The following is a 17156-nucleotide window of genomic DNA, read 5'->3' on the forward strand; positions in this document are numbered from 1 at the left end:
ACCGAAGAGCGGCCGGGTCTCGCCACAGCAGACTCGGCCGCATGGACAACCCGCCCGCCGGCATCGACCGTGCCGCCCCCGTCGTCGCCCGCCGCGAACTGACGATCAGAGCTCCCGCAGCCGCGGTCTGGGGGTTACTGACCGACGTGCCCGCCTGGCCGTCCTGGCAGCCCGACATCGTCTCCGCACGCGCCCGCACGCCGTTGACGCCGGGCGCGACGTTCCACTGGCGCACCGCGGCCCTCGACATCGCCTCCACCGTCTACGCGATGGAGGCGCCCCGCCGCATCCTCTGGGGCGGCCCGGCCCAGGGCATCGTCGCCGTACATCAGTGGACGCTCATCTCGTCCGGACCCACCGCGACCCTCGTCACGACCGAGGAATCGTGGGACGGCGCCCCGGTGCGGGCCGACGCCGCCAACATCCGGCAGGCGCTCGACGACTCCCTCGCCCAATGGCTCGGCCACCTCAAGACCGCCGCGGAGAAACCGCGATGACCGCTGTGGAGTCCGCCATGCGCGAGCGATCCCGCGGCGCCGCCCTCACCGCTCTGGCCGCCGCGCAGTTCACCGTCATGCTCGCGACGTCGATCGTGAACGTCGCGCTGCCCCAGATCCGCGACGGCGTCGGTCTGTCGGACGGCGGCACCACCTGGGTGGTCAACGCCTACGGCCTGGCGTTCGGAGCCCTGCTGCTCGCCGGCGGGCGCGCGGCAGACCTGCTGGGACGCCGCCGGGTGCTGTTCGCGGGCCTCGCGCTCTTCGGGGCGGCCTCGGCGGCAGCGGGACTGGCGACGTCGCCCGCCGTGCTCATCGGTGCCCGCGCGGTGCAGGGGACCGGCGCCGCGGTCGTCGCCCCCGCGGCCCTCGCGCTGGTGATGGACCTCTACCCGCCGGGCCCGGGGCGGGGCAGGGCGCTGGGTATCTGGGGCGCGGTGTCCGGCGCCGGAGGCGCGGCGGGGGTCGTCCTCGGCGGCGTGCTGAACCAGGCGTGGGGCTGGCCATGGATCTTCCACGCGGTCGCTGTCGGAACCTTCCTGGTCCTGGGCGCCTCAGCCGTCCTCGTCCCACAGACCGCGGCAGCGGCGGCGGCTCGGTTCGATCTCCCCGGCACCGCCACGATCGGCCTCGCGCTGACCGGTCTGGTGTGGGGGCTGACCACCGCCCGCAGCGACGGGTGGACGGACGGCCCCGTACTCGGCGCCTTCGTGCTGGCGGCCGTCCTCGGGGCGGCGTTCGTCCTGATCGAACGGGGCAGCCGCCACCCGCTGGTGCCGCCCAGGCTGTTCGCCGGTGGCCGGGTGACCGCAGGAAACGTCCTGATGGGCCTGTTCGGTTCGGTATGGATCGCGCTGTTCTTCTTCCTGCCGCTCTACCAGCAGCAGGTCCTCGGTGCCGGCCCGCTGGTCACCGGTCTCGGACAACTCCCCCTCGCCGCCGCGAACATGGTCGGCGCGACCCTCGCACCGCGGATCGCCCGCCGGATCGGCACCACGGCCACGGTGATCGGAGCACTGCTCACCGAGGCCGCCGGAATGCTGTGGCTCTCGCGCATCGGCGTGCACGGAAGCTTCGTCACCGACGTCCTGGGCCCGAGCGTCCTGGTCGGCCTCGGCCTGAGCGTCGCGTTCGTCCAGCTCACCGCCCTCTCCATCGAAGGCGTGGCCAAGGACGACTCCGGGGTGGCCGGGGGACTGGTGAACACCACACGCCAGGTCGGCGGTGCGATCGGCCTCGCGGTGCTGACCACCGTCGCCGGAACCGTCACCTCGGCCGCCCACCGGCCACACCTGGAGGCGCTGACCGAGGGATACCGCACCGCGTTCGCCATCTCCGCCGCAGTCCTTGTGGCAACCGCCCTTCTCGCCTCTCTTCTGACCCGTTCGCCCACGAAAGCAGGGAAAGCACCATGCACACCATCGACGAATCCGCTCCCGTCGTCGTCCGGCTCTCGACCGTGATCGACGCTCCGCTGGAGACGGTGTGGAACCTGCACACCGGCATCGACGCCTGGGCCGAGTGGAACACGCACGTCGACGAGGCCAAGCTCGACGGCCCGCTCCAGCCCGGCAGCTCCTTCCGCTGGAAGACCCACGGACTGGACATCACCTCCACCCTCCACGAGATCGTCCCCGGCGCCCGGATCGTCTGGGGCGGCCCCGCGAACGGCATCGACGGCGTCCATGTGTGGACCTTCGAAGCCGACGGCGGCCAGGTGACCGTCCGCACCGAGGAGTCCTGGGCCGGTGCCCCCGTCGAGGCCGCCGTCGAAGAACTCGGCCAAGCCCTCGAACAGTCCCTCCAGTCCTGGCTCGTGGCCCTCAAGTCCCGAGCCGAACGCCTCTCCTGACTGACCATCACCATCACCGACCCCACCGAGCGACGAGGTTCACACATGTCCACCAAGCCCTACCTGATCGGCCACTACACCCCGGCCGTCGACGAGATCACCGCCACCGGTCTGACCGTCGAGGGCAGCCTGCCCCCGGAGCTGACCGGCCGGCTGATCCGCAACAGCCACAACCCCAAGCCCGGCGTCACCCCCACCCACTGGTTCAAGGGCAGCGGCATGGTCCACGGCATCCGCCTGCGCGAGGGCCGCGCCGAGTGGTACCGCAACCGCTGGGTCCGCACCCCCGCCCTGGACGGCGCCCCCTACCTCACCGAGCACGGCCCCGACCTGACCGCCAGCACCGCCGGCACCCACGTCGTGGAACACGCCGGGCGCCTCCTCGCCCTGTGCGAGGCGAACCTCCCCTTCGAACTCACCCGGGACCTGGACACCGTCGGCGCCTACGACTTCGACGGCAAGCTACGCAGCGCGATGACCGCGCACCCCAAGACCGACCCGGTCACCGGGGAGTTGCACTTCTTCGGCTCCTCGCCCTTCCCGCCGTACCTGATGTACTACGTCGCCGACGCCAAGGGCCGGGTCACGCACAGCTTCGAGGTGCCGGGCGCCACCGCCTCCCTCAAGCACGACTTCGCGCTCACACGTCACCACGTGGTCTTCGTCGAAGGCACGGTCACCTTCGACCCGACCGAGCACTCCGGCATCCCGTACTCCTGGAACGACGACCAGCCCGCCCGGATCGGCGTCATGCCCCGCGGCCCGGAGGGCGCCGGAGAGGTCCGCTGGTTCCCCATCGAGCCGGGCAACATGCTGCACGCCGGCAACGCCTACGAGGACGCCCAGGGCCGCATCGTGCTGGAGGGCCCGACGGTGGACAAGGAAGGCTTCCAGCTCTCCTGGAACTGGTGGGTCGGCGCCCCCGGCCGCGGCACGGAGCCCAACACGCGCTCCTACAACCGCCGTTGGGTCGTCGACCTGGCAGCCGGCCACGTCGACGAGCGGATCACCGACGACCTCGCCGTCGAGTTCCCCACGCTCAACGAGGACTTCCTCGGCGCCGAGAACCGCTACCAGTACGCGGTCTCCTTCCCCGACCAGGACGGCTACGGCGGCTACGGCATCGTCAAGTACGACCGCACCACCGGCGCCCGCCTCGTCCACCAGGCCGGGGACGCCCGCCTGCCCAGCGAGGCCGTGTTCGTGCCCGCCGCCGGAGCCACCCGCGAGGACGACGGCTATCTGCTCACCGTCGTCTCCGACCTCAAGCAGGACGCCTCCCAACTCCTGGTCCTGGACGCCTCCGGCCTCGACCGGATCGCCACCGTCCACCTGCCACGACGGGTCACGGGCGGCATCCACGGCTCCTGGATCCCGGACAACGACACCGACGCCCTCGACCGCTGAAATCGCCCCCCGGCCAGGGGGCCGCTCCTCCCGGCCGGGCCGCACCCACCACCCGTTCCCTGAAATCCCCGAAGACTCCTCGAAAGGCCAAGCATCGTGCGTACGTTCACCGTGGCGAGGTTCACCGCCGCCTCCACCGTGCTCGTCCTCGCCGTCTCCGGCACCGCCCACGCCCTCACCGACGACAGGCCCACCGCCTCGGGCGAGAGCCTCGCCACGCACACCGCTGACGTGCAGATCGATCAGACCGCGCCGGTCATCACGCGGGAGAACATCCTCATCCACGCCCCCCTGCGCACCATCTGGAAAATCCAGACGGATGTCGAGAAGTGGCCCGCCTGGCAGCCCGGCGTGGAGAGGGTCGTCAAGGACACCCCTGGACGCCTGCGCCCCGGCTCGGTTTTCCGCTGGAGCACCGACGGGCTAGACATCACCTCCACCGTCAAGCAGGTCAGACCCGGCAAGCGCCTCGCCTGGGGCGGCCCCGCCCAGGGCATCACCGCCGTCCACGTGTGGACGTTCACGCCGACCCGCGACGGCGTCCTCGTCCACACCGAGGAGTCGTGGACCGGAGAGCCCGTCGTCGCCAACCAGGCTGTCCTCCAGGCCGCCCTCGACAACTCCCTCCACAACTGGGTCGACAACCTCCGACACGAGGCCGAGGCCCAGGCCGCGTCGTAGCCCGTCACCGTGCGGTCGATTCGGGACCTGCCGGCGAAGGCGCGGCAGCCGCGCCGGGTGCTGGTCCTGCGGCCGGCGCCGGAGGATCCGACCGTGGGTCATTCCCCGCTACCGGAGAAAGAGGTACGCAATACGTCGAGGAGCAACAGCGTGTCGAATGATGATGGGTCTGTTGATGGCCCTGGCGGTGATCCTTTCCGGGGTGTTGACGGCTGCCCCGGCCTACGCCATCTCCGATGGCCAGATCGCCGGGGCCCTGCGAGGAGCCGCCCAGCTCGAGCTCAGTGGTGGATACACGTGCACGGCCAGCCTGATCGCGCCGACGTGGATCATGACGGCCAGACACTGCATCACCAACCACGGCAACCCCACGACCGGCAAATACAGCGTCGTTCTTGGCTCAAGGGACCTCGGCGGCGCCACAGGCGGTCAGCGCGTCCGTGTGAGGGGATACACCGGCTATGCCTTCGCCGATGTGGCTCTGATGGAACTCGCGGTGCCCGCGAAGAACAACCACTGGATCACCCCGATCAACGGCGAGGGTGTGTGGCCCGCGGGCAACACGAATCTCGCCGTGTCCGGGTGGGGAGCCACAGCCATTGGCGTGGCCGCGGGGATGTCGAGCCGTCGCCCGTTGGCGTCGTCGCACGTCACTCCACCTGGACGCTGTCGATCATCCCCGGGACGCCAGCCATCACCTCGTCCCGGGTGAGCAGTTGCCGGCCTGAATCCATGACGTCGCTGACGGCCCTGCCGTCACGCGCCGCCTCGAAGGGGTGAGCACGTAACAGGGCCACAGCCTCTGGGTAGTTGAGGCGAAGTCCCCTATCGCGGCGCTTCTGTGCCACGTCGGCCGCGACGTGGACGAGCAAGCGCTCCTGGCTCATGCGGAGTCGAATGCACGATGACTCGCCTCTGTCGGTCGGATGGTGCGTACGGCCGGGCATGCCAAGGTCACGGACAACGCTCGCCGGATGGCAATCGGGCGCTCTTCGATCATCAGCGAGGAGGAACGGTGAAACGCCCGGAAGGTGGCTTACCTGCACCATCCGGTGAATCCGTGGAGTACACCGTTTTCACCCCGCCCCGCCGGGCACAGGAAGCCCGTCCCTGAAGCCGTGGACGAATGCCGCGAGTCGGAAACCGCCCGGGACTTCGACGATCAGCCCTCCTCCTCACCGGCTTCCGTACCGACCGCCTGTCTCGGCGGCGGTCGAACTCGGCCGTCGCCGGCACCCTGTGCTCCCCGTGGGGAGGGGGCGCTGCACCTCGTTGGCGTGGATCCCGCGCACGTTCGGGTGAACGACCGGTGAGCGGCGCGCCCTCCAGCCGGCGGACGGGCAACCATCCAGAAGTGGTTCATCCCAGGGAAGGGGCTTTTCCATGCATCGTGCACTGATCATCGTCGATGTCCAGAAGGACTTCTGCGAGGGCGGCAGCATTCCGGTGAAGGGCGGCGCGGGCCGGGCCGCCGCCATCGCCGACCTGGTCGAGCACGCCGACGGGCAGTACGCCTTCGTCGTAGCCACCCGTGACCACCACATCGACCCGGGCGACCACTTCTCCGAAAACCCCGACTTCCAGAACTCGTTCCCCGTCCACTGCGTCGCCGGCAGCGAAGGGGGCGCGTTCCATCCGGCCTTCGCCCCCGCCGTGGACGCCGGGCACGTCGACGAAGTCGTCTTCAAGGGCGCGCACTCCGCCTCAAAAAGCGGTTTCGAGGGCTTCACCAAGGACGGCACGACACTCTCCGCCTGGCTGAAGGCCCGCGATGTCACCGACCTCGACGTCGTCGGCATCGCGACCGATCACTGCGTGAAGGCCACCGCACTGGACGGAGTGCGCGCGGGCTTCACGGTGCGGGTCCTGCTCGACTACACCGCCGGCGTCGCCGCCGACACCACGCGCACCGCACTCGACGAGCTGCGCCGGGCCGGCGTCGCGCTGAGCGGCGAACCTGTTGTCGCCTGAACAGGCCGGTTCAGTTTCCCCGACCCGTGCGTTCACAGGCGAGGGACCGGATCGGTCCCTGCCCTGCTGGTGACAAATCCACGAAGGATCACTGCATGAGTGATGCATTGAGCTGCTGATCTAGTGATCGTTGAAAGACTTCTGTTACCGGGTGGATCAGGCGGAGCGTGTCTGTGTTGGTCAGGGGTGGTGTGGTGGCGTGGGGAGGGAGGTGGGGCGCGAGCGCGGGGCGGGCGTGGTCGGTGGTGACAAGCTGGTTGGCTGGCCGCGTGCAAGGAGGTTGCTCTCTGCGTATCTGTGATCAGAAGGAGGACCTGGCAAGGTGCCCGTCGTACCGCTTTCCCGGTGGGATGTCAGTGCCCGCTCCTAGGCTGTGGACATGACGTCAGCGAGGTCCAAGCGACCGGCCGGTCGGTGAACTCCTGGGCGATCCTGCCCGGTTGCGTCTGCACTACGGTCACGGGCATCCCGCTGTGCCGTACGACTTCGAGGACACTCTGGAGTCCTGGTACGTCAAGGTCGCCTATGGGATGGCGGCTGACGAGGAGCGAGAGGACGAGGAGGGCGAGGGAAGCCGTGCTCCGGCTGCGGGACCGAGGTCGGGCATGTGATCCAGTGGCGGCTGCGTGATGACACCGGTGACAGTGGGTGGGAGGCGGCAGATGCCGAGTCCGGTGATCTCGAGGTCATTGCCTCAGCCGTTCTCGGTCGGTCCGGATGCGCGGGCTACAGTGCCGCGTTCGAGAAGGCCGTCACCCATCCCGTCGGTGATCTGCTGATCCTCGACCGTGTTCATCTCGACAGGGCATGGAGGGGTCTCGGGCTAGGACCGATCTTGGCGGCCGAGGTGATCCGCCGGCTGTCCGGCGGCTGTTGTGCGGTGGCGGCGTATCCGGCCATGGGCGAATACCCCAAGGACCGCGAGCAGGTCACCGAGGCATACCGCCGCCAGGCGAAGAAGAAGATCGCCGCGCTGTGGGAGAGCATCGGCTTCCAGCGGTTCCGCCGCGGGGTCTGGCTCCTGGACACCGCCCTGCAGCAGCCGGAAGAACTCTTGCTCGTCCGTCGCGCTGAACTGCACGCGCTCAGCGTGGACTTCCGCTCCCGACACGGTACGGCGGCTGCTACGAACCGGCAGGCCAGAACTGTACGAGGTAGCGTTCGACTCCCTTGATGCGTTCCTCGCTCTCGGCCAAAGCCTTGACTTCAGCCCGGCCAGCGGAACTGACTCGCCCGCGCCACGACCCGCCCGAATCCGCCAGCTTGATCAGGTCATCGAGTCGGCCCAGGCTCATCGACCACACCGCGGCCTGGCCGCTGAGCGACTCGAAGTCCGCCTCCGCCTGCTCTTCCCACGCTGCGGCGTCCTGCACAGGCGCCGGCCCGTCCCACACCTCGACCGTAAGAGAAGCAGTGTGGGTATGGCCGGCACTCGTGACGTCCAGGCGTCCGGGATGAGTGCTCAGGAAGGCGCCGAAGTCGAATTCGTCCGGGAACTCCAGATCGAGGAAGGCGTCGTCGGATTCCTGCAGCGCGAACGCGTGGTAGCCCACGAAGACATCAACATGCTGCTCACGGACGAGCTGCGGCACGAGGCGCCCCCTAGGGTTGTAGACGACTGGCCATCGCCTGCGATCATATGGCGGCGCCGCCGACCGGAACGCGGCACTGCGTGAACTGGGCGGCGCCCGGTCCTCGGGCGGCCGAATGGTGCCGACGCGGGCCGCGCGGCGAGGCTTCGCCCATGCCTTGATGGAGCCTGCCCGTGCCACCAGCCTCACCGTCGGGCCGTAGACGAGCGGCCCGCTGAACCTGCACTGTGGCAGCGGCACCACCAGCTGTGGGTCGCCCACGCCGACGACCTGCGCAGCGAACCGGCTAAGGGGTGTTGCAGAAGGCTTGGTGGCGGGCATTTTGCCTGTATGGGTGGGGTGTTGCGGACTGAGCCGGTGTGGGTGGAGACGTTCACGGGCTTGCGTATGGACCGGTTCGCGAGGCTGGTGAAGGTGGTACGGGAGCGGGGCGGGGACGGGCCCGGTGGTGGGTGTCGAGCGCTTGTGGATCGTGGACGGCACCCTCATTCCGGTCCGCGACCGGCACGTCGGCGCCTCCTCCCGCAACTATCGCTTCTCGGCGAACGTGCAAATCATCATCGACGCTGACACCCGCCTGGTCGTCGCCTCGGCTCGGCCGGCGCCGGGAAACAAGGCCGACGCCCATGTCTGGCGGGAGTCGGACCTGCCGGTCGCGGCGGCCGGGACGACGGTTATCGCGGACGGCGCCTACCTGGGCACCGGCCTGATCGTCCCGCACCGCCGACGAGCAGGACGCCCCCTCCTACGCGGTCAGGAGGAGGACAACGCCGAACACCGCCGGGTCCGGGCCCGCGTCGAGCACACCTTCGCCCGCATGAAGAACTGGAAGATCCTCCGCGACTGCCGACAAAGGGGCGACGGCCTCCACCACGCCGTCCAAGCCGTCGCCACCATGCACAACCTCGCCCTGACTGGGTGAAACAGCAGGCCAAGCACAACTCCGGCCTGCCCGACCCCGACCTTCTGCAACACCCTTTAGGGCACGTATCGGTCGTGATCAATGAGCGTTGCGGCTTGCGGGCCGCGTGCCTGCCGGGATGCGTGTCAGACCATGGCGAGGCGGTCCACCAGTAGCTCCACCCTCGGCTCGGTTTCCTCCGGCGGCAGCCGTCCCGACCGAGTCAGGGTCGCCACCCCGTGTAGGGCCGCCCAGAACACCTCGGTGAACAGCCCCGGGGCGACGCCTTCCCCGGCGACCTCGCCGAGGCTTTCCAGCAGGGCGGCGAAAGCGTCCTTGAGAGGTTCCGGGGTGTCCTCCTGTGCGTAGGCGAGGCCGCCGTCGAGCTGGAAGATGGCGTCGTAGACCGCCGGGTTGCGGGCGGCGAAGTCGAGGTAGGCGTGGGCCAGCGCGTGCACCCGCTCGCGTCGGCCGTTCACGGCGGAGGTCGCGGCCCGCACCGCCACAGCCAGTTCGGTGGCGCCCTGGAGGGCGACCGCGCCGATGATCTCCCGTTTGCCGCGGAAGTGGCTGTAGAGGACGGGCTGGCTGTATTCGATGCGCTCGGCGAGCCGGCGGGTGGTGACCGCTTCCCAGCCCTGCTGCTCGGCGAGTTCGCGGGCTGTCGCCACGATGAGGCGCTCGCGCTCCGCCCGCTCGCGTTCCTTGCGTTCCTGTACCGACATGATGAAATCCTAGCACTGCTAGACATGAGAGCGGCAGCAGTACTAGCGTTGCCACATCGGCTAGCAACACTAGATCCCGAGGGGGTCATCATGCTCAACGCACTCGAGGTCGTCACCACCGTGGTCGTCGGTGTGATGGTGGGGGTGGAGTTCTCCGTCGCCTTCGTCATGAACCGCATACTCAACGCCCTTCCGGAGGACAGCGGCCAACTCGGCCACGCCCACGGGGGCCGGATGCTCGGCGCCGTGATGCCGGTCTGGTACATCGGCTCGCTCGTCCTCGTCGGCATCTGGGCGGCCGCCGGGTGGCACCACCACGGCACCGGCCTCGTCGTCACCGCCGCCGCACTGCTGATCCTCAGCGTGATCATGTCGGTGCTGCTGCTCGTCCCGATCAACAACCGGGGCAAGACGTGGACCCCCGACAACCGGCCCGAGGACTGGAAAGAGCAGCTGAACCGCTGGGAGCGCTACCACTACGTCCGCGTCGCCGTCATCATCGCCGCCTTCACCCTGCTGGTCACCGCCCTCACCTGAGCCCCCGGACCCACCGCCCGGTTCGTCCGCCGCGTCCGCGCCGCCTGACAGACCCACAGGACTCACCAGGCTCCACCGAGCCCACGACGACTCGCAAGGAGAAGAAGGATGTCGCTGAAGTCGCTGAAGAAGATCAACACCGTCCTGACCGCCGTCTTGGTCCTCTTCATCCTCTGGTTCGGGACCGAGTTCATCCTGAGCCCGGAGACGACGGCGCCGGGCTTCGGCCTGCCGACCTGGCCGGCCGGCGACGGCGGCGGCTTCCTGATCGTCAAGGGAATCCGCGACGTCGTCCTGGCCCTGGTCCTGGGCATCCTGCTGGTGACGGGCCACCGCCGGGCGCTGGGCTGGGTGCTGCTGGTGGAGGCCCTCGCCGCGTACGGCGACATGACCACCGTGCTGGCCCACCACGGCTCCGTGGCCACCGCACTCGGCGTCCACTGCCTGACCGCGACGCTGATGGTGGTCACCGGCCTGCTGATCATGCGCGAGACCCGCGAGGTCGCGGCCGCCCCGTCGACGCCCGCCCCGCAGCCCGCCTGATCCCATCGGCCTGATCCCATCGGTCCAAGGCCCGAGCCGGGGTACCCGGATGCGGCCGGCCCGGGACCGCGGGCCGTACTTGACTTCGAGCGCGCTCCAACACCTAGCGTCCTTGTCAGGGAACGAAAACCACCGTGAGGAAAGGCAGCGACTCACATGGAACAGCGCAGGCTACGAGACCTCCAGGTGTCAGCCATCGGCCTCGGGTGCATGGGGATGTCGGCCTTCTACGGCTCCGCCGACCAGGACGAGGGTGTCCGGACCATCCGGCGCGCCCTCGAACTGGGGGTGAACTTCCTCGACACCGCGCAGGTCTACGGACCGCTCACCAACGAGACGCTCGTCGGCGAGGCGGTCCGGGGGCACCGGGACGAGTACGTCATCGCGACGAAGTTCAACTACCGCATGGACGACGCCGTTCCGGGCGACATGAGCACCGTCGGGCGGCAGGACGGCTCGGCCCAGCATGTGCGCAGCTCGGTCCGCGGCTCGCTTCAGCGACTGGGCACGGACTACATCGACCTGTACTACCAGCACCGGGTCGACCCGAACGTGCCGATCGAGGAGACCGTCGGCGCCCTGAGCGAGCTGGTCGCCGAGGGCAAGGTACGGCACATCGGGCTGAGCGAGGCGAGCGCGGACACCATCCGCCGGGCCCACGCCGTGCATCCGATCACCGCCATACAGACCGAGTACTCGCTGTGGACGCGGGACCCCGAAGCCGACGTGCTGCCCGTCTGCCGGGAGCTCGGCATCGGCTTCGTGCCGTACTCGCCGCTGGGCCGGGGCTTCCTCGCCGGCCGGTTCTCCTCGCCGGAGGAGCTCGACGAGAACGACTTCCGGCGCAACAACCCGCGGTTCACCGACGACAACCTGGAGGCGAACCTCCGGCTGGCGGCCAAGGTGAAGGAGATCGCCGCGGAGAAGGACGTCACCCCCGCCCAGCTGGCTATCGCCTGGGTGCTGGCCCAGGGCGAGGACCTGGTCCCGATCCCCGGCACCAAGCGTCGCAGCTACCTGGAGCAGAACGCGGGCGCGGTCGGCATCGAGCTGACCAAGGAGGACCTGGCCCGCATCGACGCCGAGCTGCCGCAGGTCGCCGGCGAGCGGTACGACGAGGCCGGCATGCGGGCCGTGAACCGCTAGACGACCGATGAAGATCTTGAATTACGCCCGACTTACACCGGTTTATAGCGATTGACATTCGCTGGCCCAGGGTGAAACGGGTGGCCGGAGCAAGATCTTCATTCGTCTTTTAGCAGCCCGCCGCTGTGCCAAGGGGCGCCCCTGCGCGTGGCGGAGACGGCCAGACTGCGGCCGCCTCATCCGCCCGCGGTCCGCCGCAAGGGCCCGGCCGGCCGGGTGGAGTAGGGACTGGCGCGAGCGGCAGGAAGCCGAGAGGTACGAAGCAATTCCGACCGACTGAGCCAGGCCGTCGCGACGCTGACCACCCTGCAGTGCTCGCCCGAAAGGGCAGGCTCAGCCGATCGTGAAGTCGGCGAACTCGACGTCGCTGAAAGCGATGTGCAGGCCGTGGACGCGGCGGCCCCATGCGCGAAGGTAGGCGTGCCCCAGCGCACGGGCGAGTATCACCGTCTGTTGCTGCCCGCCCGCGCCGGCATCCCGAGCGGCAAACAGCTCCCGGGCTACCTCACCCGGCAGGGACTGAGCGATCCACTGCACCCGCGGATCGTCCGAGGACCCTGCCGGCCCGGCGAATCCGGATCGCGCCCTGGTATGGAAGACGAAACCTTCTACCTCGGCCTGGGCACGCCGACGTGCCCGTACACGAGGCTGCCACCGAGCCAGAACCTCCTTCTGTCAGCCTTCAGGCCGGTGGTGGGGGAGTGCCGGCCGGCAGCCGGCAGTCGGCAGCCGGCGTACGGTCCTTGCGCGCCGGGTGCCGGGCGGCTGCTTCTTCCGCCTCTGCCGTTTCGGCAGTGCGGCAGGTGTGCCGGCCCCGGATGCTCACCACGCGGCGTTGAACAGTGCGTATTCGAGCAGGTCGGGTGAGGCGTTGGACGGCCAGCCGTCGGTGGACGCCGCCTGGTGGGCGGCGGCGTGCATGAACGAGAGGTATACCTGGTAGCGGTGGGGTGACCAGTCCTGGTCCCTCCAGACCCAGGCGGCGATCGAGCCGTCGGGGTCGTGGCCCGTTTCCCGGCCGACCGCCACGGCCAGGGACCGCAGGCGCCGGGCCAGCACGCGGTCGAGGACGAGGGGCTCGGGCCCGTTCGCCGGCGGGACTGTCTTGCCGGCGAAGTAGAGCAACTTGCTGAAGAAGGACGGCCCCAGCCAGGGAACGCGACCGCGGAGCGCCGCGTAGGCGGCTGTTGCGCTGTGCTCGCTCAGTGCGGTGACCGCATCGGCCAGTGCCGTTTCCAGATCGTCGGCGGCCAGGATCGTTTGCAGCGTGGCCGGTCCGCTGCCTGCGGGGGAGCCGCCTTTGCCCTTCCCCCACACATAGGTGGCCACCAGGGCCTCTGTGAAGGCTTCGCGGCGCAGTGTGTCCTGGACGATCGATGTCACCTGCGCCCGGCTCACCACGGCATCACCGTCGCACGAAGTCGAGACCAGGGCCGAGGGCCACGGCGTGGTCTGCACCCACCGGCTGGGCGTGTAGCGGACCGTGTGAGCGCCAGGCGTCATGTCGGAGAGCCTTGCAGTGTTCTCGCTCCACCACCGGGCCAGCGCCCGCAGAGCCTCACCGGGCAGCAGGCGCTTGGCCATCTCCCGGTCCACCGCATCCGCTCGATCCTGTCTGCTCACAGCCCGTCCCATGGATCCTGCTCCCACCCGCGCCCCCTGCACCGGCTCGCGCGGGGCAAGGACCAGAAGATACGGGCCCCCTCGCCGCCCCGCGCCCCAAACACCTGAACGCCGTGTGCCGGATCCCCACGGAAGCGGCGCCGGGCGTTCGGCGTTCGAAGGCACCGACTCGGTTGCGCCACGTCGATGTCCCTGTGGAACGCGGTGCGGCCGGCCGGGGGCCGATGGCCTGTTCGGTGATCCGGAAACGCCTGCGTTCGGGCTTCTCCGGTGAGCGGATCTCTTCCGCCTCGGCCAGCCAGCACCACGCCTGCCGCGAACCACCGACCGGGGAGATCGAGAGCGAACCGGGCAATCCAGCTCTGCGAACATGTTCGTTACGATCGGGATATGACTGCGAGAAGAGAGCCGATCAGCCGTCGGGAGCGGCCGGCGAAGCCCGCTCTGTCCCGGCGCTGGATTGTGGACACCGCCGTGCGGATCATGCGGGCGGAGGGGCTGGGGAAGGTCACGATGCGCCGGCTGGCGCAGGAGCTGGATACCGGCCCGGCGTCACTGTACGTCTACATCGCCAACACCGCCGAGCTGCACGCAGCCGTTCTGGATTCCCTGCTCGGCGAGGTCGACCTGACCGGGCGGGACGGCGGTGAGGACTGGCGCGAGCAACTCCGTGCCGTCATGACGTCGTACACCCAGGTGCTGTTCGAGCACCCGCAGCTCGCGCGGGCCGCGCTCGTCGCCCGCCCGAGCGGCGAGAACTACCTGCGCCTGGTGGAGCGCATCCTCGATCTCCTCTCGCAAAGCGGGGCCGGCCGCGAGCAGGTCGCCTGGGGGGTGGACAAACTGCTCCAGGACGCGACAGCCACCGCCGCCGAGCACTCGACGCGTGAGCTCGATCCCGCCTCCGAGGACGACTGGAACGCCACCGTACTTGCACTGCACGCCGTGGACGCAGCCACGCATCCGGCGATCACCGCACACATGCCCGCCCTGATCGGCGGATCGGTGGCGGACAGGATCCGCTGGAGCTTCGACGTCCTCGTCAACGGCATCCTGCGCACATCTGTCCCGGGCGCAGCGGACTGACCACCGGGCACTGATCACCGGGCGGGTGGGCCGCCCTCGCGACGGACAAGGCCGGGGGACGGCAGTTCTCCTCACCCGCTCTGGGGCGAACTTGTTCGTAGCGAACATGTTCGTTACGGTGGGGGAGTGAACGAGGCATCCCTTGCCTCCTCGCCGCGCAGCCGCCCCTGCAAGGAGCCTTGCGGCGTCGGCGGTGATGACTCGGCGCACCGAGGTGTTCCCCTACTGCTTGCGGAGGCCCCATGAGCATCAGCCATTTCCCGATCGCGATCATCGGCGCAGGCCTTGGAGGCCTGACCGCGGCCCGTGTCCTGCACGTCAACGGCATCGAGTCGGCGATCTTCGAGCGGGAGGCGTCGGCGGCGGCCCGTACCCAGGGCGGGATGCTCGACATCCACGAGAACAACGGGCAGAACGCCCTGCACGCCGCCGGCCTCCACGACGACTTCCTCAAGATCGTCCACGAGGGTGGTCAGGCCCTGCGCCTACTCGGCCCCGACGGCACCGTGCACGTGGCCGAGGAGGACGACGGCACCGGCGGCCGGCCGGAGGTGGACCGCGGCGACCTGCGGGACCTGCTGCTCAACTCCCTGCCCGACGGCACGGTCCACTGGGGCCGCAAGGTCACCGGGGCCCGGGCGCTGGATGACGGGTGTCATGAGGTGACGTTCACCGACGGCTCGGCCATCACCACCGATCTCCTGATCGGCGCGGACGGCGCCTGGTCCCGGATCCGGCCCCTGGTCTCGGACGCCTGGCCCGCCTACACGGGCATCTCCTTCGTCGAGACCGACCTGTTCGACGCCGACACCCGCCACCCGCGCAGCGCCGCGGTCATCGGCGGCGGGTTCTTCATCGCCCTGGGGGAGGAACGCGGTGTCCTCGCGCACCGGGAGAGCGACGGCAGTCTGCACGTCTACACGGCGCTCAAGGTCGACGAGGGCTGGCTGGACACGGTCGACTTCACCGACCACGCTGCCGCCAAGGCCGCCGTCCTCACCCACTTCGAGGGCTGGGACGAGAGCCTGCGCGGCCTGGTCGCCGACGCGGAGACGATCATCCCGCGCCGTATCCACGCCCTGCCGGTGGGGCACCGCTGGGACCGTGTTGCGGGCGTGACGCTGCTCGGTGACGCCGCCCACCTGATGTCCCCCTTCGCCGGGGAGGGCGCCAACCTGGCCATGTTCGACGGCGCCGAACTCGCACTGGCCGTCGCCGCACATCCCGGCGACACCGAAGCCGCTCTGGCTGCGTACGAGGAGGCCCTCTTCCCGCGCAGCGAGGCGTCCGCCGCCGAGTCCGCCGCCAACCTGGACACGATGTTCGGCGAGCGGAGCCTGGCGCAGATGGCCGCGTTCTTCACCTCCGGTCCGGCAGCCCGGTGAGGGCCGCCCCGACGGCCAGCACCGAACCCACCCGCCTCAGCCCATCCGGGAGGAACCTATGACGATGCCCCCTGGGCGCACCATCCCGCTACGGCCCGGCCTGGACCTCGAGGTGCGCGAGGCCGGCAGGGGCAGCAGCCCGGTCCTCGTCCTGCACGGCGGCCCCGGCCCGTCCAGCATCGCGGCCCTGACCTGCCACCTCGCATCGGACCACAGGGTGGTGGCGCCCACCCATCCGGGCTGGGACGGCACCGTACGGCCCGACGATCTGGACACCGTGCCCGCACTCGCCACTGCCTACCTGGATCTGCTCGGCCACCTCGGGCTGCACGACGTGACGGTGATCGGCACGTCCTTCGGCGGCTGGGTCGCCACCCAGGCTGTTCTGGACGACCGCGAGGGGCGGATTTCTCAGCTGGTCCTCATGGACGCCATCGGCCCCGTCATACCCGGCCAGCCGGTCACCGTGCCCGCCGGTCCACCGGCTCCGGCGCCGCAGGGCGGACCGTCCGCGCAGTCGATGGCCGCCATGCGCGCCTACGCCGGGCCGGCCATGGGAGACGCCGGCATGCTGCCCCGCCTTTCCACCGTCACCTGCCCGGTACTGGTGATCTGGGGCGCCGACGACACGGTCGTCACTCCCGATTTCGGCCGCGCCTACGCCGCGGGATTCCCCCACGCGCGATTCGAACTCATCCCCGGCGCAGGACACCTGCCCCTCCGCGAGAAGCCCGAGACGGTCTTCACCCACCTCGACTCCTTCCTGGCCCCCTGACCCTCGGCCACCGGCCACTGAGCCCCTGCCATCAGGGGTCCCCGTCCGCGGGCCGGCGTCGGCGTCGTCCTCGGTAAACGGTTGATCACGCGTGGCCGCGGACCGATCCGCACCCGGGGCGGGGAGCAGGCGGCTTCTTCCACCTACCGGAGACACGATGACGAAGATCGCGATCATTCTCGGCAGCACCCGCACCGGACGCGCCGGCGAACGCGTCGCCCAGTGGGTCCTGGAGCAGACTCGAGAGCGCGGCGAGCCGACTACGACCTGATCGACCTCGCCGAGGTCGACCTGCCGCAGATCGACGAACCGTTCCCGCCCGCCGTGGGCCGCTACACCCACCCCCGCACCCGGCAGTGGGCCACGACCGTCGCAGCCTACGACGGCTACGACTCGTCACCCCCGAGTACAACCACTCCTTCCCCGGCGTCCTGA

General features: G+C 69.8%; 20 protein-coding genes and 2 pseudogenes. 17 read left to right on the forward strand and 5 right to left on the reverse strand.

From position 1 onward, the window contains the following. Positions 1–41: 41 nt before the first annotated feature. From ACZ3ZD_RS28130 to ACZ3ZD_RS28155, 6 genes are all read left to right on the forward strand, one after another. Positions 42–497: an SRPBCC family protein gene (locus ACZ3ZD_RS28130; RefSeq protein WP_467402925.1), complete on the forward strand. Its 456-nt coding sequence runs from the start codon at positions 42–44 to the stop codon at positions 495–497. A gap of 17 nt (positions 498–514) precedes the next feature. Continuing rightward, positions 515–1960 carry an MFS transporter gene (locus tag ACZ3ZD_RS28135; protein WP_467402928.1) on the forward strand — a complete coding sequence of 482 codons (1446 nt, stop codon included), beginning with the start codon at positions 515–517 and terminating at the stop codon, positions 1958–1960. Next, positions 1909–2349: an SRPBCC family protein gene (locus tag ACZ3ZD_RS28140; RefSeq protein ID WP_467402931.1), complete on the forward strand. Its 441-nt coding sequence runs from the start codon at positions 1909–1911 to the stop codon at positions 2347–2349. The genes ACZ3ZD_RS28135 and ACZ3ZD_RS28140 overlap by 52 nt, the downstream gene beginning before the upstream one ends. A gap of 45 nt (positions 2350–2394) precedes the next feature. Further along, a complete protein-coding gene (locus ACZ3ZD_RS28145) occupies positions 2395–3756 on the forward strand; it encodes a carotenoid oxygenase family protein (protein ID WP_467402934.1) in 1362 nt (453 codons plus the stop codon). A gap of 96 nt (positions 3757–3852) precedes the next feature. Continuing rightward, a complete protein-coding gene (locus ACZ3ZD_RS28150; protein ID WP_467402938.1) occupies positions 3853–4437 on the forward strand; it encodes an SRPBCC family protein in 585 nt (194 codons plus the stop codon). Positions 4438–4594: 157 nt separating this feature from the next. Beyond that, positions 4595–5149: a trypsin-like serine protease gene (locus ACZ3ZD_RS28155; RefSeq protein WP_467402942.1), complete on the forward strand. Its 555-nt coding sequence runs from the start codon at positions 4595–4597 to the stop codon at positions 5147–5149. On the opposite strand, the pseudogene ureA reads toward ACZ3ZD_RS28155, so the two are convergent. Continuing rightward, a pseudogene (gene ureA, locus ACZ3ZD_RS28160) lies at positions 5088–5340 on the reverse strand (urease subunit gamma). The gene ACZ3ZD_RS28155 and the pseudogene ureA sit on opposite strands and share 62 nt — an antisense overlap. A gap of 480 nt (positions 5341–5820) precedes the next feature. Between ureA and ACZ3ZD_RS28165 the strand changes: the two are divergent. From ACZ3ZD_RS28165 to ACZ3ZD_RS28175, 3 genes are all read left to right on the forward strand, one after another. Beyond that, positions 5821–6408, forward strand: a complete 588-nt coding sequence (locus ACZ3ZD_RS28165; RefSeq protein ID WP_467402945.1) for an isochorismatase family protein — start codon at positions 5821–5823, stop codon at positions 6406–6408. Between the two features lie 440 nt (positions 6409–6848). Next, positions 6849–7019: a hypothetical protein gene (locus ACZ3ZD_RS28170; RefSeq protein WP_467402949.1), complete on the forward strand. Its 171-nt coding sequence runs from the start codon at positions 6849–6851 to the stop codon at positions 7017–7019. Beyond that, positions 7016–7582, forward strand: coding sequence for a hypothetical protein (locus ACZ3ZD_RS28175; protein WP_467402953.1), 567 nt, complete (start codon positions 7016–7018; stop codon positions 7580–7582). The genes ACZ3ZD_RS28170 and ACZ3ZD_RS28175 overlap by 4 nt, the downstream gene beginning before the upstream one ends. On the opposite strand, the gene ACZ3ZD_RS28180 is transcribed toward ACZ3ZD_RS28175, so the two are convergent. Continuing rightward, complete coding sequence (locus ACZ3ZD_RS28180) at positions 7533–8321, reverse strand: hypothetical protein (protein ID WP_467402956.1); 789 nt, start codon at positions 8319–8321, stop codon at positions 7533–7535. The genes ACZ3ZD_RS28175 and ACZ3ZD_RS28180 overlap by 50 nt on opposite strands. Before the next feature lie 9 nt (positions 8322–8330). Between ACZ3ZD_RS28180 and ACZ3ZD_RS28185 the strand changes: the two are divergent. Continuing rightward, positions 8331–8922: pseudogene (locus tag ACZ3ZD_RS28185) on the forward strand (transposase). Positions 8923–9047: 125 nt separating this feature from the next. Here the strand turns inward: ACZ3ZD_RS28185 and ACZ3ZD_RS28190 are convergent. Further along, entirely contained in the window at positions 9048–9626 is a 579-nt protein-coding gene (locus ACZ3ZD_RS28190; RefSeq protein WP_467402958.1) for a TetR/AcrR family transcriptional regulator, read from the reverse strand. A gap of 90 nt (positions 9627–9716) precedes the next feature. On the opposite strand from ACZ3ZD_RS28190, the gene ACZ3ZD_RS28195 reads away from it, so the two are divergent. The 3 genes from ACZ3ZD_RS28195 to ACZ3ZD_RS28205 all read left to right on the forward strand — a co-directional run bounded on the left by ACZ3ZD_RS28195 (position 9717) and on the right by ACZ3ZD_RS28205 (position 11852). Continuing rightward, positions 9717–10163 (forward strand): anthrone oxygenase family protein, encoded by a 447-nt coding sequence (locus ACZ3ZD_RS28195; RefSeq protein WP_467402961.1) that lies wholly within the window; start codon positions 9717–9719, stop codon positions 10161–10163. 108 nt (positions 10164–10271) lie between these two features. Beyond that, positions 10272–10706, forward strand: coding sequence for a DUF4267 domain-containing protein (locus tag ACZ3ZD_RS28200; protein ID WP_467402964.1), 435 nt, complete (start codon positions 10272–10274; stop codon positions 10704–10706). Positions 10707–10862: 156 nt separating this feature from the next. Further along, entirely contained in the window at positions 10863–11852 is a 990-nt protein-coding gene (locus ACZ3ZD_RS28205) for an aldo/keto reductase (RefSeq protein WP_467402966.1), read from the forward strand. Positions 11853–12185: 333 nt separating this feature from the next. On the opposite strand, the gene tpg is transcribed toward ACZ3ZD_RS28205, so the two are convergent. After that, a complete protein-coding gene (gene tpg / locus ACZ3ZD_RS28210; protein ID WP_467403143.1) occupies positions 12186–12515 on the reverse strand; it encodes a telomere-protecting terminal protein Tpg in 330 nt (109 codons plus the stop codon). A gap of 159 nt (positions 12516–12674) precedes the next feature. Next, positions 12675–13436 (reverse strand): 8-oxoguanine DNA glycosylase OGG fold protein, encoded by a 762-nt coding sequence (locus ACZ3ZD_RS28215; protein ID WP_467402969.1) that lies wholly within the window; start codon positions 13434–13436, stop codon positions 12675–12677. A 429-nt stretch (positions 13437–13865) separates the two neighbouring features. Here ACZ3ZD_RS28215 and ACZ3ZD_RS28220 point away from each other — a divergent pair, with 429 nt between their 5' ends. From ACZ3ZD_RS28220 to ACZ3ZD_RS28235, 4 genes are all read left to right on the forward strand, one after another. Then, entirely contained in the window at positions 13866–14561 is a 696-nt protein-coding gene (locus tag ACZ3ZD_RS28220; protein WP_467402972.1) for a TetR/AcrR family transcriptional regulator, read from the forward strand. A gap of 242 nt (positions 14562–14803) precedes the next feature. Then, entirely contained in the window at positions 14804–15946 is a 1143-nt protein-coding gene (locus ACZ3ZD_RS28225; RefSeq protein ID WP_467402974.1) for an FAD-dependent oxidoreductase, read from the forward strand. 58 nt (positions 15947–16004) lie between these two features. After that, positions 16005–16721 (forward strand): alpha/beta fold hydrolase, encoded by a 717-nt coding sequence (locus tag ACZ3ZD_RS28230; protein WP_467402976.1) that lies wholly within the window; start codon positions 16005–16007, stop codon positions 16719–16721. A gap of 222 nt (positions 16722–16943) precedes the next feature. After that, complete coding sequence (locus tag ACZ3ZD_RS28235) at positions 16944–17156, forward strand: hypothetical protein (RefSeq protein WP_467402979.1); 213 nt, start codon at positions 16944–16946, stop codon at positions 17154–17156.

This window comes from Streptomyces sp. NPDC023481, from assembly GCF_055560195.1.

Excerpts from the sequence above, each read along its gene's own strand:
- ACZ3ZD_RS28130 (WP_467402925.1), top strand. The coding sequence starts at position 42 with ATGGACAACCCGCCCGCCGGCATCGACCGTGCCGCCCCCGTCGTCGCC.
- ACZ3ZD_RS28180 (WP_467402956.1), bottom strand. The coding sequence starts at position 8,321 with ATGCCCGCCACCAAGCCTTCTGCAACACCCCTTAGCCGGTTCGCTGCG.
- ACZ3ZD_RS28205 (WP_467402966.1), top strand. The coding sequence starts at position 10,863 with ATGGAACAGCGCAGGCTACGAGACCTCCAGGTGTCAGCCATCGGCCTC.
- ACZ3ZD_RS28215 (WP_467402969.1), bottom strand. The coding sequence starts at position 13,436 with ATGGCCAAGCGCCTGCTGCCCGGTGAGGCTCTGCGGGCGCTGGCCCGG.
- ACZ3ZD_RS28230 (WP_467402976.1), top strand. The coding sequence starts at position 16,005 with ATGACGATGCCCCCTGGGCGCACCATCCCGCTACGGCCCGGCCTGGAC.
- ACZ3ZD_RS28155 (WP_467402942.1), top strand. The coding sequence starts at position 4,595 with ATGATGATGGGTCTGTTGATGGCCCTGGCGGTGATCCTTTCCGGGGTG.
- ACZ3ZD_RS28200 (WP_467402964.1), top strand. The coding sequence starts at position 10,272 with ATGTCGCTGAAGTCGCTGAAGAAGATCAACACCGTCCTGACCGCCGTC.
- ACZ3ZD_RS28135 (WP_467402928.1), top strand. The coding sequence starts at position 515 with ATGCGCGAGCGATCCCGCGGCGCCGCCCTCACCGCTCTGGCCGCCGCG.
- ACZ3ZD_RS28165 (WP_467402945.1), top strand. The coding sequence starts at position 5,821 with ATGCATCGTGCACTGATCATCGTCGATGTCCAGAAGGACTTCTGCGAG.
- ACZ3ZD_RS28195 (WP_467402961.1), top strand. The coding sequence starts at position 9,717 with ATGCTCAACGCACTCGAGGTCGTCACCACCGTGGTCGTCGGTGTGATG.
- ACZ3ZD_RS28140 (WP_467402931.1), top strand. The coding sequence starts at position 1,909 with ATGCACACCATCGACGAATCCGCTCCCGTCGTCGTCCGGCTCTCGACC.
- ACZ3ZD_RS28225 (WP_467402974.1), top strand. The coding sequence starts at position 14,804 with ATGAGCATCAGCCATTTCCCGATCGCGATCATCGGCGCAGGCCTTGGA.
- ACZ3ZD_RS28145 (WP_467402934.1), top strand. The coding sequence starts at position 2,395 with ATGTCCACCAAGCCCTACCTGATCGGCCACTACACCCCGGCCGTCGAC.
- ACZ3ZD_RS28190 (WP_467402958.1), bottom strand. The coding sequence starts at position 9,626 with ATGTCGGTACAGGAACGCAAGGAACGCGAGCGGGCGGAGCGCGAGCGC.
- ACZ3ZD_RS28220 (WP_467402972.1), top strand. The coding sequence starts at position 13,866 with ATGACTGCGAGAAGAGAGCCGATCAGCCGTCGGGAGCGGCCGGCGAAG.